At 69.7% G+C, this 14548-nt stretch carries 14 protein-coding genes; 1 reads left to right on the plus strand and 13 read right to left on the minus strand.

All coding sequences use genetic code 11. From position 1 onward, the window contains the following. The 4 genes from AWX74_RS38000 to AWX74_RS38015 all read right to left on the minus strand — a co-directional run. Positions 1 to 1547: methylmalonyl-CoA mutase family protein (locus tag AWX74_RS38000; protein WP_242666610.1), on the minus strand; the 1547-nt coding region annotated here is incomplete at its 3' end. 1 nt (position 1548) lies between these two features. Further along, positions 1549 to 2058 (minus strand): MaoC family dehydratase, encoded by a 510-nt coding sequence (locus AWX74_RS38005; RefSeq protein ID WP_091287121.1) that lies wholly within the window; start codon positions 2056 to 2058, stop codon positions 1549 to 1551. A 141-nt stretch (positions 2059 to 2199) separates the two neighbouring features. After that, a complete protein-coding gene (locus tag AWX74_RS38010; protein ID WP_091287124.1) occupies positions 2200 to 3399 on the minus strand; it encodes an acyl-CoA dehydrogenase family protein in 1200 nt (399 codons plus the stop codon). A 60-nt stretch (positions 3400 to 3459) separates the two neighbouring features. Then, positions 3460 to 4410, minus strand: coding sequence for an HpcH/HpaI aldolase/citrate lyase family protein (locus AWX74_RS38015; RefSeq protein WP_091287126.1), 951 nt, complete (start codon positions 4408 to 4410; stop codon positions 3460 to 3462). A 581-nt stretch (positions 4411 to 4991) separates the two neighbouring features. Here AWX74_RS38015 and AWX74_RS38020 point away from each other — a divergent pair. Further along, entirely contained in the window at positions 4992 to 6146 is a 1155-nt protein-coding gene (locus AWX74_RS38020; RefSeq protein WP_091287129.1) for a thiolase family protein, read from the plus strand. 68 nt (positions 6147 to 6214) lie between these two features. Here the strand turns inward: AWX74_RS38020 and AWX74_RS38025 are convergent, their stop codons facing one another. The 9 genes from AWX74_RS38025 to AWX74_RS38065 all read right to left on the minus strand — a co-directional run. After that, entirely contained in the window at positions 6215 to 7135 is a 921-nt protein-coding gene (locus AWX74_RS38025) for an SDR family oxidoreductase (RefSeq protein WP_091287132.1), read from the minus strand. Between the two features lie 9 nt (positions 7136 to 7144). After that, positions 7145 to 7939, minus strand: coding sequence for an enoyl-CoA hydratase-related protein (locus tag AWX74_RS38030; protein ID WP_091287135.1), 795 nt, complete (start codon positions 7937 to 7939; stop codon positions 7145 to 7147). A gap of 123 nt (positions 7940 to 8062) precedes the next feature. Continuing rightward, positions 8063 to 9136, minus strand: coding sequence for an Rv3169 family protein (locus AWX74_RS38035; protein ID WP_091287138.1), 1074 nt, complete (start codon positions 9134 to 9136; stop codon positions 8063 to 8065). Continuing rightward, the gene (locus tag AWX74_RS38040; protein WP_207550508.1) at positions 9133 to 10302 is read right to left on the minus strand and encodes a phosphotransferase family protein; all 1170 of its coding nucleotides are present in this window, start codon (positions 10300 to 10302) and stop codon (positions 9133 to 9135) included. Before AWX74_RS38040 ends, AWX74_RS38035 begins: the two co-directional genes overlap by 4 nt. A 5-nt stretch (positions 10303 to 10307) precedes the next feature. Continuing rightward, positions 10308 to 11192, minus strand: coding sequence for an enoyl-CoA hydratase/isomerase family protein (locus AWX74_RS38045; protein ID WP_091287142.1), 885 nt, complete (start codon positions 11190 to 11192; stop codon positions 10308 to 10310). A 4-nt stretch (positions 11193 to 11196) separates the two neighbouring features. Further along, on the minus strand, positions 11197 to 12003 hold the full coding sequence (locus AWX74_RS38050; protein WP_091287145.1) for an enoyl-CoA hydratase/isomerase family protein: 807 nt from the start codon (positions 12001 to 12003) through the stop codon (positions 11197 to 11199). A gap of 68 nt (positions 12004 to 12071) precedes the next feature. Continuing rightward, complete coding sequence (locus AWX74_RS38055) at positions 12072 to 12947, minus strand: enoyl-CoA hydratase/isomerase family protein (RefSeq protein ID WP_091287157.1); 876 nt, start codon at positions 12945 to 12947, stop codon at positions 12072 to 12074. A 5-nt stretch (positions 12948 to 12952) separates the two neighbouring features. Continuing rightward, the gene (locus AWX74_RS38060; RefSeq protein ID WP_091287148.1) at positions 12953 to 13717 is read right to left on the minus strand and encodes an SDR family NAD(P)-dependent oxidoreductase; all 765 of its coding nucleotides are present in this window, start codon (positions 13715 to 13717) and stop codon (positions 12953 to 12955) included. Between the two features lie 68 nt (positions 13718 to 13785). Beyond that, positions 13786 to 14548, minus strand: a 763-nt coding sequence (locus AWX74_RS38065; protein ID WP_091287151.1) for a hydroxymethylglutaryl-CoA lyase, incomplete at its 5' end; no start/stop codon positions are given.

Below are 14548 nucleotides of genomic sequence, written 5' to 3' on the forward strand. Positions count from 1 at the left end.
GCCCCGGCGGTCACCGCCCCCGACACACCGGTCGGGGCCCGGTACTCACCGAACACCTCCCGCAGCACACCGGCCCACTCCCCGGTCGTCACCCCCGCCCGCGCACACGCCAACGTCGCCGGCATCAGGTTGACATCCGTCTTCGCCGCCTCCCGCAACCCCAGCAGCGCCTCGTCGACGACGGCGGCGTCCCGGCCGGCCCGCCACGCCGCGACCTGCTCGCGGGTGGCCTGCTCACCGGCGGGGTCGATGACCTGCACGGCGGTGTCCAGGTCGGCGAGCAGCGGATTCGGCTCGGTCTCGGTGAACCGGTTCACCCCGACAACAATGTCGTCACCGGACTCGATCCGCGCCCGCCGGGTCGCCTGCGACGCGACGAGCTGCGACTTCATGTAGCCGGACTCCACCGCCGCGATCGCCCCGCCCATCGCCTGGACCCGGTCGATCTCCTCGGTCGCGGCCGCGACCAGCTCCTCCACCCGCGCGTTCACGACCACCGAACCCTCGAACAGGTCCGGGTACTCCAACAGGTCCGTCTCATAGGCGAGGATCTGCTGGATGCGCAGCGACCACTGCTGGTCCCACGGGCGCGGCAGGCCCAGTGCCTCGTTCCACGCCGGCAGCTGCAGCGCCCGGCAGCGGGCGTCCTTCGACAGGGTGACCCCGAGCGCCTCCAGCACGATCCGGATCACGTTGTTCTCCGGCTGCGCCTCCGTCAGCCCCAGCGAGTTGACCTGCACGCCATAGCGGAACCGGCGGTGACGCGGGTCGGTCACCCCGTAGCGGGTCTTCAACAGGTCATCCCACAGCGCGACGAACGCGCGCATCTTGCACAGCTCCTCGACGAACCGCACGCCCGCGTTCACGAAGAACGACATCCGGGCACACACCTCACCCATCCGCTCCTGCGGGACCTGCCCGGACGCGACGACGGCGTCCAGCACGGCGATGACGGTGCACAGCGAGTAGGCCAGCTCCTGCACCGGGGTCGCACCGGCCTCCTGCAGGTGGTAGCTGCAGATGTTGATCGGGTTCCAGCGCGGGATCTCGGTCACCGTGTAGGCGACGAGATCGGTGATCAGCCGCAGCGACGGGCCGGGCGGGAAGACGTACGTCCCGCGGGACAGGTACTCCTTGATGATGTCGTTCTGCGTCGTACCGGTCAGCTCCGCCGGCGCCGCGCCCTGCTCCTCGGCGGCCACCTGGTACAGCGCGAGGAGCCACATCGCCGTCGCGTTGATGGTCATCGACGTGTTCATCTTGCCGAGCGGGATCTGGTCGAACAGTGCCCTCATGTCACCCAGATGCGCGATCGGGACACCGACCTTCCCGACCTCGCCCCGCGCCAGCACATGATCGGGGTCGTACCCGGTCTGGGTCGGCAGGTCGAAGGCCACCGACAGGCCCGTCTGCCCCTTCGCGAGATTGCGCCGATAGAGCGCGTTACTCTCCGCCGGGCTCGAATGACCCGCATACGTCCGGATGATCCACGGCCGATCCCGCTCTGGCCGAGCCGTCTCCGTCATGTCACGAGCCGTTTCGGTCATGTCAGCCTGCGTCCCGCTGGGTGGGGCGGCCGGGCTGTTCGCCGCCGCGGGCCTCGCCGTAGGATCTTTTGGGGACCATCACCTTGCGGCGGTAGATGCAGACCAGGGTGCCGTCCTGGTTGAGGCCGCGGGTCTCGACCAGGACGATGCCGCGGTCGTCCTTGCTCTTCGACTCCACCTTGTCCAGCACGGTCGACTCGCCGTAGATCGTGTCCTCGTGGAAGACGGGCGCCACGTGCCGCAGGGACTCGACCTCGAGGTTCGCGATCGCCTTGCCGGAGACGTCGGCGACCGACATGCCCAGCAGCAGCGAGTACACGTAGTTGCCGACGACGACGTTCCGCTTGAACTGGGTGGTCTTCTCGGCGTAGTTCGCGTCGAGGTGCAGTGGATGGTGGTTCATCGTGAGCAGGCAGAACAGGTGGTCGTCGTACTCGGTGACCGTCTTTCCCGGCCAGTGCTTGTAGACCGCGCCGACCTCGAACTCCTCGTAGTACCGGCCGAACTGCATGCCCCACTCCCTCTTTCCGGCTACCTGGCGGTATGCGCGGGCTCGGACGGGTCGTACACCCGCCCGCTCATGCGAACAACTCCATGTGCTCACCGCACCCCGCGGGAATCCGACTGGTGGGGTACGGCGGGTTCGGTAGGTTCAGTGGGGAAGTCTGTACTCCTTGAGCAGCGCGCGGCTGATGATCCGCTTCTGCACCTCGGAGGTGCCCTCACCGATCAGCATGAACGGCGCCTCCCGGTACAGACGCTCGATCTCGTACTCCTTCGAGTACCCGTACCCGCCATGAATCCGGAACGACTCCGTCGTCACCTCATGGCAGTACTCACTCGCCAGGAACTTCGCCATCCCCGCCTCGACGTCGTTCCGCTGCCCACTGTCCTTCTTGCGGGCCGCGTTCACCATCATCAGATGACCGGCCTCGACCTTGGTCGCCATCTCCGCGAGCTTGAACGCGATCGCCTGATGGTCGGCGATCTGATGGCCGAACGTCCGCCGCTGCTGGGCGTAGGCGATCGCCAGCTCGAAAGCCCGGATCATGATCCCGCAGGCCCGCGCCGCGACGTTCACCCGCCCGACCTCGACCCCGTCCATCATCTGGTAGAAACCCTTGCCGGCCGCGTCGGGCCCGCCCAGGATCGAGCTCGCCGGGGTGCGATGCCCGTCCAGGATCATCTCGGTCGTCTCGACACCCTTGTACCCGAGCTTGTCGAGCTTGCCGGGGATCGTGATCCCCTCGTGGGTCCCGAAACCGGGCTCCTTCTCCAACAGGAACGTCGTCATGTTCCGGTAGACCGAGTCCGCACCCTCGTCGGTCTTCACCAACGTGGCGACCAGCCCAGCGCGGGCACCGTTCGTCAGCCACATCTTCTGACCGTTCACGACGTAGTCATCGCCGTCACGGTCCGCGCGGGTCGTGATCGCCGAGACGTCCGAACCACAACCCGGCTCACTCATCGAGAACGCGCCGCGCACCTCACCGGTGGCCATCTTCGGCAGCAGCCGCGCCCGCTGCTCCTCGGTGCCGTGCTGCAACACCAGATATGCCACGATGAAATGGGTGTTGATGACCCCGGAGACGCTCATCCAGCCGCGGGCGATCTCCTCGACCACCAGCGCGTAGGTCAGCAGCGACTCACCGAGACCGCCGTACTGCTCGGGAATCGTGATCCCGAACAGCCCCATCTCCTTCATCGCCTCGACGATCGCGTCGGGGAACTCGTCCTTGCGTTCCAGCTCGTTCGCGTACGGAAGGATCTCCTTGTCCACGAACGACCGCACCGCGGCCAGGATGTCGGCCTGGACATCCGTCAGCCCGTCGGTCTGCGCAACCCTGCCCATCACGGCTCCCGTGTCGTGTGAATTCTCGGAGAAACGGTCCCAGTCGACGGCGGCGAGCAGTCAGGCCGCGGGCGGGGTGAAGGTCGCGGTGCGCGCCATCCCCGCGGCCCGGCCCTTGCCTGCGATGACCTCCGCCATCTTCCGGCTCGCCTCGTCGATCATCTCGTCGCCGAGCATCACCGCACCCCGCAGACCACCTGCAGCCGACGTGTACCAGGCGTACGCGTCCAGGATCAGCTCGGCGTGGTCGTAGTCCTCCTGCCGCGGGGCATAGATCTCGTTCGCCGCCTCGATCTGCCCCGGATGCAGCACCCACTTGCCGTCATAGCCCAACGCCGCCGACTTCTTCGCCACTCCCCGGAACGCATCCACGTCCCGGATCTGCAGGAACGGCCCGTCGATCGCCTGCACCCCGCGCGCCCGCGCCGCCTCCAAAATCTTGAACAGCACGTAGTGGAACGGGTCACCAGGGTAATCCGGGGTGAGCGCACCGACGACGAGCGACGGCATGTTGATCGACGCCATGAAGTCCGCCGGGCCGAAGATAATCGTCTCGATCCGCGGGCTCGCGAACGCGATCTCCTTCACGTTCGACAGACCCAGCGCGTTCTCGATCTGCGCCTCGATACCGATCCGCCCGGCCTCGAAGCCCATGACCTCCTCGATCTGCGTGAGCAGCAGATCGAGCCACTGCACCTGCGCCGCGGTCTGCACCTTCGGCAGCATCACACAGTCCAGGTTCGCACCGGCACCCTCGACGACCGTGACCACATCGCGGTACGTCCACTTCGTGGTCAGGTCGTTGACCCGCACCACCCGGGTCTTCCCCGCCCAGTCACCCTCGTTCAAAGCGGCGACGACGTTGCCACGCGCCGACTCCTTCGCGTCCGGAGCAACGGAATCCTCAAGATCACAGAAGATCTGGTCGGCGGGAAGGCCCTGCGCCTTCCCCAGCATTTTCGGGTTCGAGCCGGGAACTGCCAGACATGACCGGCGAGCACGCAGAGGCATTCTTCTCGAAAACTCCTTCATCGGGCCGGCGGGCGGATGCCTGCAGCGGCAACGGAATTCCTGATCGGGCGGAGGGGGCGCCGACCTGAAAGGTTGTTTCACGCCATGGTGATTCAAGGCGCCTATTTGGCTAACGGGCGCCGAGATCAGGTTCTAGCCTTGAAGGATCCGCACCGACAGGTTCCCGGCAGGCACGGAACCCGGAAGCGTGCTTCAAACGCATGCCCACCCGGGCGGGCATCGCATCGCCCGGTGAGACGGAAGCCTGTGACCTCGAGCGACTGGGCCCTGTCGCGACAGATCGTATGACGTCCGATAGTAGGTAGGCATACGGCATGCTAGCATGGGGTGCACCATGTGGGCGTGATCAAAGTTGGTCGTCGATTTCATGATCCGAGTCGTGCGGCGACCATGACCACCTGCTGTTACGCCGGATTGCTGAGAGACCCGATCTGAACGTGCTCGGGTGGCCTCCGAACACGGCGGGCGAGGAGATGGTGGCGCCCTTTCCTGTCGCATCCGCCCAACTGGACGGATCATCACAGTCAACCGGTTGAAAAGGCCAAGGAGGAGTTCGGCGCATGCGTGATGCGGTGATCGTCGAGGCGGTGCGGACGCCGGTCGGCAAGCGGAACGGTGGGCTGTCGGGTGTGCACCCGACGGACCTGTCGGCGCACGTGCTGTCCACGCTGGTCGAGCGCGCGGGCGTCGACCCGGCCCTGGTGGAGGACGTGGTCTGGGGCTGCGTCGGCCAGGTCGGTGAGCAGACGTTCGACATCGGCCGTAACGCCGCGCTCGGTGCCGGCTTCCCGGAGACGGTGACCGGTGTGACCGTCGACCGGCAGTGCGGGTCGTCGCAGCAGGCGGTGCACTTCGCCGCTGCCGGGGTGGTCGCCGGCCACTACGACTTCGTCATCGCCGGTGGCGTCGAGTCGATGTCCCGGGTGCCGATGGGCAGCGCGCTGATGGACAAGGTGCCGTTCGGTGAGCGTTACCTCGCCCGCTACAACAACGCCTTTCCCGACCAGGGCGTCGGCGCCGAGATGATCGCCGAACGCTGGGGCTTCTCCCGGACGCAGTGCGACGAGTTCGCGATCAGCTCCCACGAGAAGGCCGCAGCCGCCCAGGACGAGGGCCGCTTCGACGCGCAGATCGCGCCGGTCACGCTGGCCGACGGCACGGTCATCAGCAAGGACGAGGGTATTCGCCGCGGCGGCAGCGTGGAGGGTCTCGCGAAGCTGAAGACCGTGTTCAAGACGGTGGAGGACGGTGGGGTGATCACGGCCGCGAACTCCTCCCAGATCTCCGACGGTTCGGCGGCACTTCTGATCACCACCAGTGAGAAGGCCGCGGAGCTGGGTCTTCGGCCGATTGCCCGGATCCACACCGCCGTCCTCGCCGGAAGCGACCCGGTCATCATGCTGACCGCGCCGATCCCCGCCACCCAGAAGGCGCTCACCAGGTCCGGGCTGAAGATCGACGACATCGGCGCGTTCGAGGTCAACGAGGCGTTCGCCCCGGTACCGCTGGCCTGGCTCGCCGACATCGGTGCCGACGCGAAGGCCGTCAACCCGCTCGGCGGCGCGATCGCGCTCGGCCACCCGCTCGGCGGATCCGGTGCCCGGATCATGACGACGCTGGTCAACCACATGCGTGACAACGGCATCCGCTACGGCCTGCAGACCATGTGTGAGGGCGGCGGCCAGGCCAACGCCACCATCCTCGAGCTCCTCTGAACGGTGCGAGTCCGTGACCGGCGCGGCCATCGCCTGACCGCGCCGGGTCGTGGCACTACCGCTCCGGGTCAGCCGACCGCGCGCTGCGCGGCGCTCACGGCTGACGCGGCCTTGCTCTGCGCCCGGATCTCCGCCCAGTCCGCGTCGGTCAGTTTCGCCAGCTCGGCGAAGGTGCCCGGGCCGGCGAGCATCTGGCCGCCGTCCATCGCGATCGTCTGGCCGGTCAGGTAGGCGCAGGCATCCGACAGCAGGAAGATCACGAGGTGGGCCAGCTCGGCGACCGTTCCGGTGCGCCCCGCCGGGATCCGGTCGGTCTGGGTCGCCCCGCTCGAGCTCTTGTCGGTGGGGTTGAGCATCGCCCAGGCATAGTCGGTCGGGATCGGCCCGGGCGCGACGGCGTTCACCCGAATGCGGTGCCTGGCCCATTCCGCCGCCAGCGACATGGTCATCGCGTGCACCGCGGCCTTGGCCATCGCGGCCGGCACCACGAACGCCGAACCGGTCCAGACCCAGGTCGTCAGGTTGGACAGAATGCTGCCGGGCAGGCCGTCGGCGATCCAGCGCCGCGCGGCGGCCGTGCTGGTGAAATAGGAGCCGTCCATGATCGTGCTGGTGACGGCCTCGAAGGCGCGAGGGCTGAGATCTTCGGTGCGGGCGATGAAGTTCGCCCCCGCGTTGTTGAACACGCTGGTGAGCGGCCCGTGCTCGGCCCAGATGGCACCCATCGCCTCGTCCACCTGATCGGAGCGGCGAATGTCGACGGTGGCCACGTGCACGCTCCCGGGTCGCCCGGCGGCCGCCTCCTGGGCGGCCTCTCGCAACATGCCCTCACGCCGCCCCCACAGATGCACGTCGGCGCCATGCGCCACCAGGTGACCGGCGAGGGCACGGCCAAGCCCGCTGCCGCCGCCGGTCACGAGGACGCGCTTGCCGGCCAACGCATGGCTGGCGAACGGCGACGGCGCCTGAGGCGCTGACTGCGCTGTCATCCCGGTGCCTCAGTTGCCGCGGTAGGCGGAGAAGTCGGGAGCGCGCTTCTCGTTGAACGCGGTGATGCCCTCCCTGGCCTCAGCGGTCTCGCCGAACATCTTGAGGCTGGAGTAGGCCATCTGGCCGATGCCGGCGAAATGCTCGGTGTCGGTGTTGAACGACTGCTTGAGCACCTTCAGCGCGGTGGGGGACAGCCGCAGGATCTCGTCCGCCCACGACCGGACCTCCTTGCGCAGCTGGTCGGCCGGGACGACCTTGTTCACCAGCCCCCACTCGTACGCCTGCTGTGCCGAGTACTGCCGGCACAGGAACCAGATCTCGCGTGCCCGCTTCTCCCCGATCGCGCGCGCCATCAGCCCGGTACCGAATCCGGCGTCGAACGAGCCGACGCGCGGACCATTCTGGCCGAACTTGGCGGTCTCCGCGGCAAGGGTGAGGTCGCAGAGCAGGTGCAGCACATGACCGCCGCCGATGGCGAAGCCGTTGACCGCCGCGATGACAGGCTTGGGCACGTCGCGGATCACCCGGTGGAGCGAGTCGACCTCGAACAGGCCGCTGGCTGACGGGCCGTAGTCGCCGGTCTCCATGCGCTGCTTCTGGTCGCCACCGGTGCAGAAGGCCTTCGCCCCCGCGCCGGTGAGGGCGATGACGCCCACGTCATCACTGCCCCAGGCCCGCTTGAAGCTGAGCACGAGCTCGTCGACCGTGCGAGCACGGAAGGAGTTGTAGCGTTCCGGTCGGTTGATCGTGATCCAGGCAAGCCCGTTCTCGACCTCGTAGGTGACGTCGGTGAAGTCGTCCATCGACCGTGGTCCTTTCTCGATTGTCAGAGCCATTAGGACTGACCATTAGCAGACTTTACGCAGGTGGGTGAGCCTCATCAACCGGCCGCCCAGCGGACCCACCAGGCCCACCGGAGTGCTCGCTCAGCGCGCCCGCCGCCGATGCGTCGGCAGGTAGACGTACGACCGGCTGCGGCTGTGGGCGAACTCGAAGATGCCGGTGCCCGCCGTGCCGTCCCAGGTGAAGCCGGTCAGCCGGTCGGTCAGCGCCGTGTCGAGCGTGCGGGGCGAGACCGCCCCGTCGAGTGGGTAGGTGTCGTGCTCGAGGTGGTCACGCCCGCGCGGGCGGCCGTGCTGGCCGCCATACCCGCCGCCGGCCAGGAAGCCGCCGCCCGCCGACGCGTCGCAGTCGATGACGTAGGTCCGCCCGGCCGCCGTCGCCACCTCGACAGTGCCGGACCGAAGATCGAGACCGTCGTCGAACCGCAGGTCATGGCGGACGTCCACCACCGGGTCGAGCCCGCCGTCGAGGTCACCGTCGCCCTGGCCGGATGCACCCGCGTGCATCACCGCCCCCTCCAGCAGGATGCGCCCGCCGTGGCGGTCCTCGACGAGCAGGAAACCGACGGAGCGGTCGGCGAACTGGGCCTGGAACCAGAGGTGCAGCCCCTGCCCGCCCGACATGGTGCGCACGCCACGGGACCGGTCGCGCTGGCCGTACCAGCCGTCGACCGCGGTGCTCACTCCGTCGACCGTCAGCGACCCGTGGTGGTAGCCCGACTGCACGAGATGCTCGAACCTGGTCGGGGTGGCGTCGTCGCTGTTGTGCACCTCGACGTCGCCGATCCAGGCCGGTGTGCGCGCCCGCCAGGTCAGGTCGAACGCCAGCCCGCTCGGGTTGTCGCTGAGGACCACCCGCCAGACGCGGTTCGGCTCGAGCGTCTCGAAGCGGAACGGCCCGCCGCCGCGCCAGTCCGTCGCGTTCAGCTCCGTCGACCAGCGCAGGTTGCGCTGCTCGGCCCCGGTCACGACGACCGCGAAACCGTCGATGACGTTGCGGGTGGGGTAGAGGCCGCAGCCGAGCACGATCGACGGCGACGTTCGGTCCGTGGGATGGGCGTTGAACATGAAGCGGTCGAAGAACCGGTCGGGGAGATTGTTGTGTGCCGTGCTTCCCGGTGCGACGAGCTCGTCATGGAACTCGGCGAGGTCGGTCATGATGTCGCCTCCGATCCGGGAGGGGCGGGAAGGGGTTGCCGCAGCGGCGGCAGCCCGGCGCAGCAGTGCGCCGCGTCCAGGAAGGAACGCACCAGCGCGGGGTCGGTGTAGTAGGGGTCGCCGGTGCCGGCCACGGCGCGCCGGCGGCTGTACTCGTACAGCGCGGCCAGCTTCCACTGCGCGAGCGTCGTGTACCAGGTCAGCCGGGACAGGGCGGGGCCGCCGAGGTCCCGGCCGGTGCGTTCGGCGTAGCGTGCGGCGAGTGCGGCGCGGCTGGGGTAGCCGTCCTCGAGCTGCGCCGTCCCGAGCAGCTGCGTCGGGGTGAGCGGCTGCCCGGGCTCCGGGACGGAGGCGAGGAAGTAGCCGACATCGAACAGCGGGTCGCCGATGGTCGCGAGCTCCCAGTCGAGCACCGCGGCGACCCGGCCCGGCGGGGCCGGCGCGAGGATCACGTTGCCGATCCGGAAGTCGTTGTGAACGATGGACGCGCCCGACTCGGCGGGTGCGTGTTCGCGCAGCCACGCCTCTGCGGCGGCGAACTCCGGCGGCAGCGTGCCCCGGGCATCCGCGACGAGCCGGCCGAGTCGCCGGACGTGGCGGGCGTTGAACCCCTCGGGCCGGCCGAGGTCGTCCAGGCGCCTGGCGCGCCAGTCGACCGCGTGGAGGTCGGCCAGAGTGTCGATCAGCGCCTCGCCGATCTGCCGGCGGGAGGTGGGAGTGCCCAGCGAGGCAGGTGTCGACGTGGTGACAACCGGCCCGTCGGCGAAGCTCATCACGTAGAGGGGCACGTCGAGCACGTCGCCGGCCTGCGCGGTCGCGAGAACCGCGGGCACCGGCACCGGCGAGTCGCGCAGCGCCGCGACCAGCCGGGCCTCGCGCAGGACGTCATGCCCGCCGGGCGGCACCGGCGGCGGCGGCGGGCGGCGCACGACGAGCTGACGGGTGCCGTCGGAGACCAGATAGGTGAGGTTGGAATGGCCGTCACCGATGCGGCGGGTACGCACCGGACCGTCGCAGAGATCGTGGTCGGCGAGGAACCGCTCGAGCCGCGCGTGGGTGGACGCGTCCCAGTCCCAGGCGGGCGGGTCACCATCACCCGCCGCGACGTCGCCTGCCGTGTCGTCGTCCAGCCGCTCGTCCTGGGGCCGGCTCGCCGTCGCCGCCACGTCGTTCACTGGCCGGTGAAGGTCGCCGGGCGCTTCGCCTTGAACGCCGCGAGCGCTTCGGACATGTCATCGGTGCGGGTCAGCAGCGCCTGGCCGCGGTTCTCCAGCTCGAGCGCCGCCGCGTAGGAGGTGATCTCCAGGTTGCGCTGGATCGCCCGCTTGGACATCCGCACACCGCCCGGCGAGTTCGCGGCGATCAGGCGGGCGGTGGCCAGGGCCTCCTCCAGCAGCGACTCGCCAGGCACGACCCGGTTCACCAGACCGATGCGCTCCGCCTCCTCGGCCCCGACCAGCCGACCGGTGTAGCCGATCTCGGCCGCGTGGGCCGGTCCGACCAGCCGGGAGAGGGTGAACGAGGTGCCGAGCTCGCCGACGGACAGGCCGACCCGGACGAACGCAGCGCTGAACTTCGCCGTCGGCGCCGCGTAGCGGATGTCGGCGGCGAGAGCCAGCGCGAGGCCGCCGCCCGTGGCCGGGCCGTGGACCGCGGCGATGACGGGGAACGGCAGGTGCCGGATCGCCTGGATGCCCCCGGTTGCCGTCTCCTGGAACGCGAGGAACTCCCGCACGCCCATCTTCGTGATGACGTCAATCTCGTCGAGGTCGAAGCCGGCGCAGAAGGCCCGAGTGCCGGCACCGGTGACGATCAGCGCGCGCAGCCCGCTGTCCCGCAGCGCCAGCGCGGCCTCACCGAACTCGTGGAACATCCGGACGGTCTGGGAGTTCATCCGCTCCGGCCGGTTGACCCGCAGGATCGCGACCCCGCCGTCGAGCACCTGGACGGTGAGCGTCTCCAGCTCGGGCAGCGCGAATGGAACGGCGCCCGGGGCCGCTCCGCCTGGCGCTGCCGTCCCGGCCTGCGGCGTCGTCCCGTTCGATGCGCTGGGCACGGTGTCACTCTCCTTTGAAGACGGGCGTGCGCTTCTCGCGGAAGGCAGCCAGCGCCTCGGGCATGTCCAGGCTGCGGGTCAGCAGCGCCTGGCCGCGGTTCTCGAGCTCGAGCGCGGTCGCGTACGAACCGACCTCGAGGTTGGCCTGCAACGCCCGTTTGGAAAGCTGTACCCCACCGGGCGAGTTCGCGACGATCTGGTCGGTGAGACGGAAGACGTCGTCGAGCAGCTCGCCCGGCTCGCTCACCCGGTTCACGAGCCCGATGCGCTCGGCCTCGCGCGCGTCGACCAGGCGGCCGGTGAAGCAGATCTCGCTGGCCACGGCCGGGCCGACCAGCCGGGTGAGCAGCCAGGAGACGCCCAGGTCACCGGCCGACAGGCCGATGCGCACGAACGCCGCGTTGAACTTCGCCTCCGGCGAGGCCACCCGGATGTCCGCCGCGAGTGCGAGGGAGAGCCCGCCGCCGGCCGCCGGGCCGTTGACGGCCGCCACCACGGGCACCTTCAGCGACCGGATCGCCAGCAGCGCCCGGGCGGCTCGTTCCTGCTGGTCGAGCATCCCCAACGCACCCAGGCCGGGCAGGTCGTCGGCGTCGGCGAGGTCGTAGCCCGAGCAGAAGGCCCGGCCGGCGCCGGTGATGACCAGCGCCCGCGTGCCGCTGTCCGCGTCGAGCCGGCGCGCGAACGCCTCGAGCTCGACGAACATCGTGTTGGTCATGGCGTTGTAGCGGGTCGGCCGGTTCAGCGTGAGCAGTAAGACACCCGTCCGCGGTTCGCTGGTCAGGAAGGTTTCGTAGGTCGGCGCCGTCATCTGTACGGCCTCCTGTCATGTGTGGCGAGCAGTTCGCCTGCGGGTCCGCCGCTGGCCCGGTGGTCCGCTCAGGCGAAGCGGGGCGGCCGCTTGTCGACGAAGGCCCGGATGCCCTCGGCGGCCTCGCCGGTCTCGAACAGCTGCTGCTCCTGCTCGACCTCGTAGCGGAAGCCGTCCGCGAGTGGCAGGTCGTCGGCGGCGTCCACGGTGCGTACGACCGCGAGCTGCGCCGGCAGGGATGGGCCGATCAGCTCCTCGGCCAGCGCCAGCGCGCCACTCACGGCGGGCCCGAGCCCGTCCCCAGCGTCGTCCTTGCCGGCGAGCCGGTCGACAAGACCGATCGCATGGGCCTCGGCTGCCGGTACCTGGCGGGCGGTGAGCATGATGTCGAGCGCGCGTGAGCGCCCGACGAGACGGGTCAGCCGCTGGGTGCCGCCAGCCCCCGGGATCAGGCCGATCTTCACTTCGGGCAGGCCGAGGGCGGTACGCGGGCCGGCGACCCGCAGCGTGCAGGCCATCGCGAGCTCGAGGCCGCCGCCCAGTGCCAGCCCGTCGACCGCGGCGATCGACAGGAACGCGGCCGCGGCGAGCCGGTCGTTCACGGCGCGCATCTGATCGCCGTACGCGGTGAACGACGCCGCGTCGATCGTGGCGAGGTGCTTGATGTCGGCGCCCGCCGCGAAGAAACCGCGCAGCGCCGAGGTGATGACCACGACCTTGGTGTCCCCGGCCGCTTCGGCGTGGTCGATGGCGCGGTGCAGGCCGTCGAGAAGCGGGATGCCCAGGGCGTTGGCGGGTGGCCTGGCCATCGTCACGACCAGGATCCCCGGCGCGTGGGTGCGCCAGGTGACGACCGAGCCCGCTGCGTCGGCCGCGGACGAGCCTGGTGCGCCCGGCGAGGTGGAGGCTGCCGGCGACGCAGGTACTGCTTGCGAGGTGGGCATGGCCGTCACGCCATCGTCAGGCCGCCGGAGACCGACAGCGTCTGCCCGGTGACGAAGCCGGCGCCGTCGGAGGCGAAGAACGCCACGGCCGGTCCGACGTCCTCGGGGGTGCCGAGCCGCTTCATCGGCACGGCGCGTGCCATTCCGGCGATGACCTTCTCCGCGTCGGCACCGCCCTGGCCGCGCTGGGCGAAGGCACGCAGCGCCGGGGTGTCGGTCGGCCCGGGGCAGACGGTGTTGACCGTGACGCCCTTGGTCGCGACCTCGCGGGCCAGCGTCTTGGTGAAGGCGATGATCCCGCCCTTGGCGCCGGAGTAGACGGCTTCCAGAGAAGAGCCCACCCGCCCGGCGTCGGAACCGATGTTGACGACGCGCCCGAAGCGGCGCTCGATCATCCCGGGCACGACGGCCTGGATGACACGCAGCGCGCCTTTGAAGTTGATGTCGAGGATCTTGTCCCAGAACTCCTCGTTGGTCGCCACGAACGGCATGAAGTCATCCCACCCGGCGTTGTTGACGAGGATCTCGACAGGCCCGAGAGCGGCCTCGACCGTCGACACGGCGCCGCGCACCGACGCCGTGTCGGTGACGTCGATCTCGACCGGGATCGCGGTCCCGCTCGCCGCGGTGATGTCCTTCGCGGTACGGGCCGCGACCTCGCTGTTGAGGTCGGCGACGGCGACCCGGAATCCGGCCTCGACGAGTGAGGCCGCGATGCCTCGGCCGATTCCCTGGGCTGCGCCGGTGACGAGGGCTACGCGGTTGGTCATGGGCACTCCTGTGGGTTCTTGGGGAGCAACGGTGCGGTGGTCAGCAGACGGCGTGGCAGACGACGCGGTCAGCAGACGACGCGGTGGTCGGCGGGCAGCGCCTCCCAGGGGATCGGGCCGGCGACGATGGAGTGGCTGGTGAGTCGGCGGCCCAGGGTGGTTTGTGCGTCCCGTGCGGTCTGGATGAGCGCGGGCAGGTCGACGCCGGTCTCCACGCCCATCTCGTGGAACATGCTGACCAGGTCCTCGGTGGCGATGTTGCCGGTGGAACCGGCCGGGACCGGGCAGCCGCCGAGCTCGCCGAAGCTGGACTCGAAGCTGGTGCAGCCAGCCTCCAGGGCGGCGTAGGCATTGGCCAGGCCCTGGCCCCGGGTGTTGTGGAAGTGCGCGGTGACCTCGACGCCGGGCAGCCGGTCGAGGGCCGAGGCGAAGAACCGCCCGGCGTAGGCCGGGTTGGCCATGCCGGTCGTGTCACCGAAGCCCACCTCGACCGCGCCGGCCTCGGCGAACTGCTCGGCGAGGCCGAGCACCCGCTCCATCGGCACCGGCCCCTCGTAGGGGCAGCCGAAGGAGGTGGCGATGACGGCGCACAGCCGCAGGCCCTCGGCGAGGATGCGCTTGGCCATCACGGCGGTGTCCGCCATCGTCTGCTCGACCGTGCGGTTGATGTTGCGCTGGTTGTGCGTCTGGGAGGCGCTGACGAACAGCCCGACGGCCTCGAACAGCCCGCGGTGGCGCAGAGCGTTGTCCAGGCCCCTGCTGTTGGGGACGAGGACCATCCGCTCGACGCCCGTGGGCAGGTCGACCCCGTGCAGCACCTCGACCCCGTCG

Origin of the sequence: Parafrankia irregularis (genome assembly GCF_001536285.1) — a bacterium.
Taxonomy (GTDB): Bacteria; Actinomycetota; Actinomycetes; order Frankiales; family Frankiaceae; genus Parafrankia; species Parafrankia irregularis.

Coding starts and splice junctions, on each gene's coding strand:
- AWX74_RS38005 (WP_091287121.1), bottom strand. CDS start 2,058: ATGCAGTTCGGCCGGTACTACGAGGAGTTCGAGGTCGGCGCGGTCTAC.
- AWX74_RS38010 (WP_091287124.1), bottom strand. CDS start 3,399: ATGGGCAGGGTTGCGCAGACCGACGGGCTGACGGATGTCCAGGCCGAC.
- AWX74_RS38015 (WP_091287126.1), bottom strand. CDS start 4,410: ATGCCTCTGCGTGCTCGCCGGTCATGTCTGGCAGTTCCCGGCTCGAAC.
- AWX74_RS38020 (WP_091287129.1), top strand. CDS start 4,992: ATGCGTGATGCGGTGATCGTCGAGGCGGTGCGGACGCCGGTCGGCAAG.
- AWX74_RS38025 (WP_091287132.1), bottom strand. CDS start 7,135: ATGACAGCGCAGTCAGCGCCTCAGGCGCCGTCGCCGTTCGCCAGCCAT.
- AWX74_RS38030 (WP_091287135.1), bottom strand. CDS start 7,939: ATGGACGACTTCACCGACGTCACCTACGAGGTCGAGAACGGGCTTGCC.
- AWX74_RS38035 (WP_091287138.1), bottom strand. CDS start 9,136: ATGACCGACCTCGCCGAGTTCCATGACGAGCTCGTCGCACCGGGAAGC.
- AWX74_RS38050 (WP_091287145.1), bottom strand. CDS start 12,003: ATGACGGCGCCGACCTACGAAACCTTCCTGACCAGCGAACCGCGGACG.
- AWX74_RS38055 (WP_091287157.1), bottom strand. CDS start 12,947: ATGCCCACCTCGCAAGCAGTACCTGCGTCGCCGGCAGCCTCCACCTCG.
- AWX74_RS38060 (WP_091287148.1), bottom strand. CDS start 13,717: ATGACCAACCGCGTAGCCCTCGTCACCGGCGCAGCCCAGGGAATCGGC.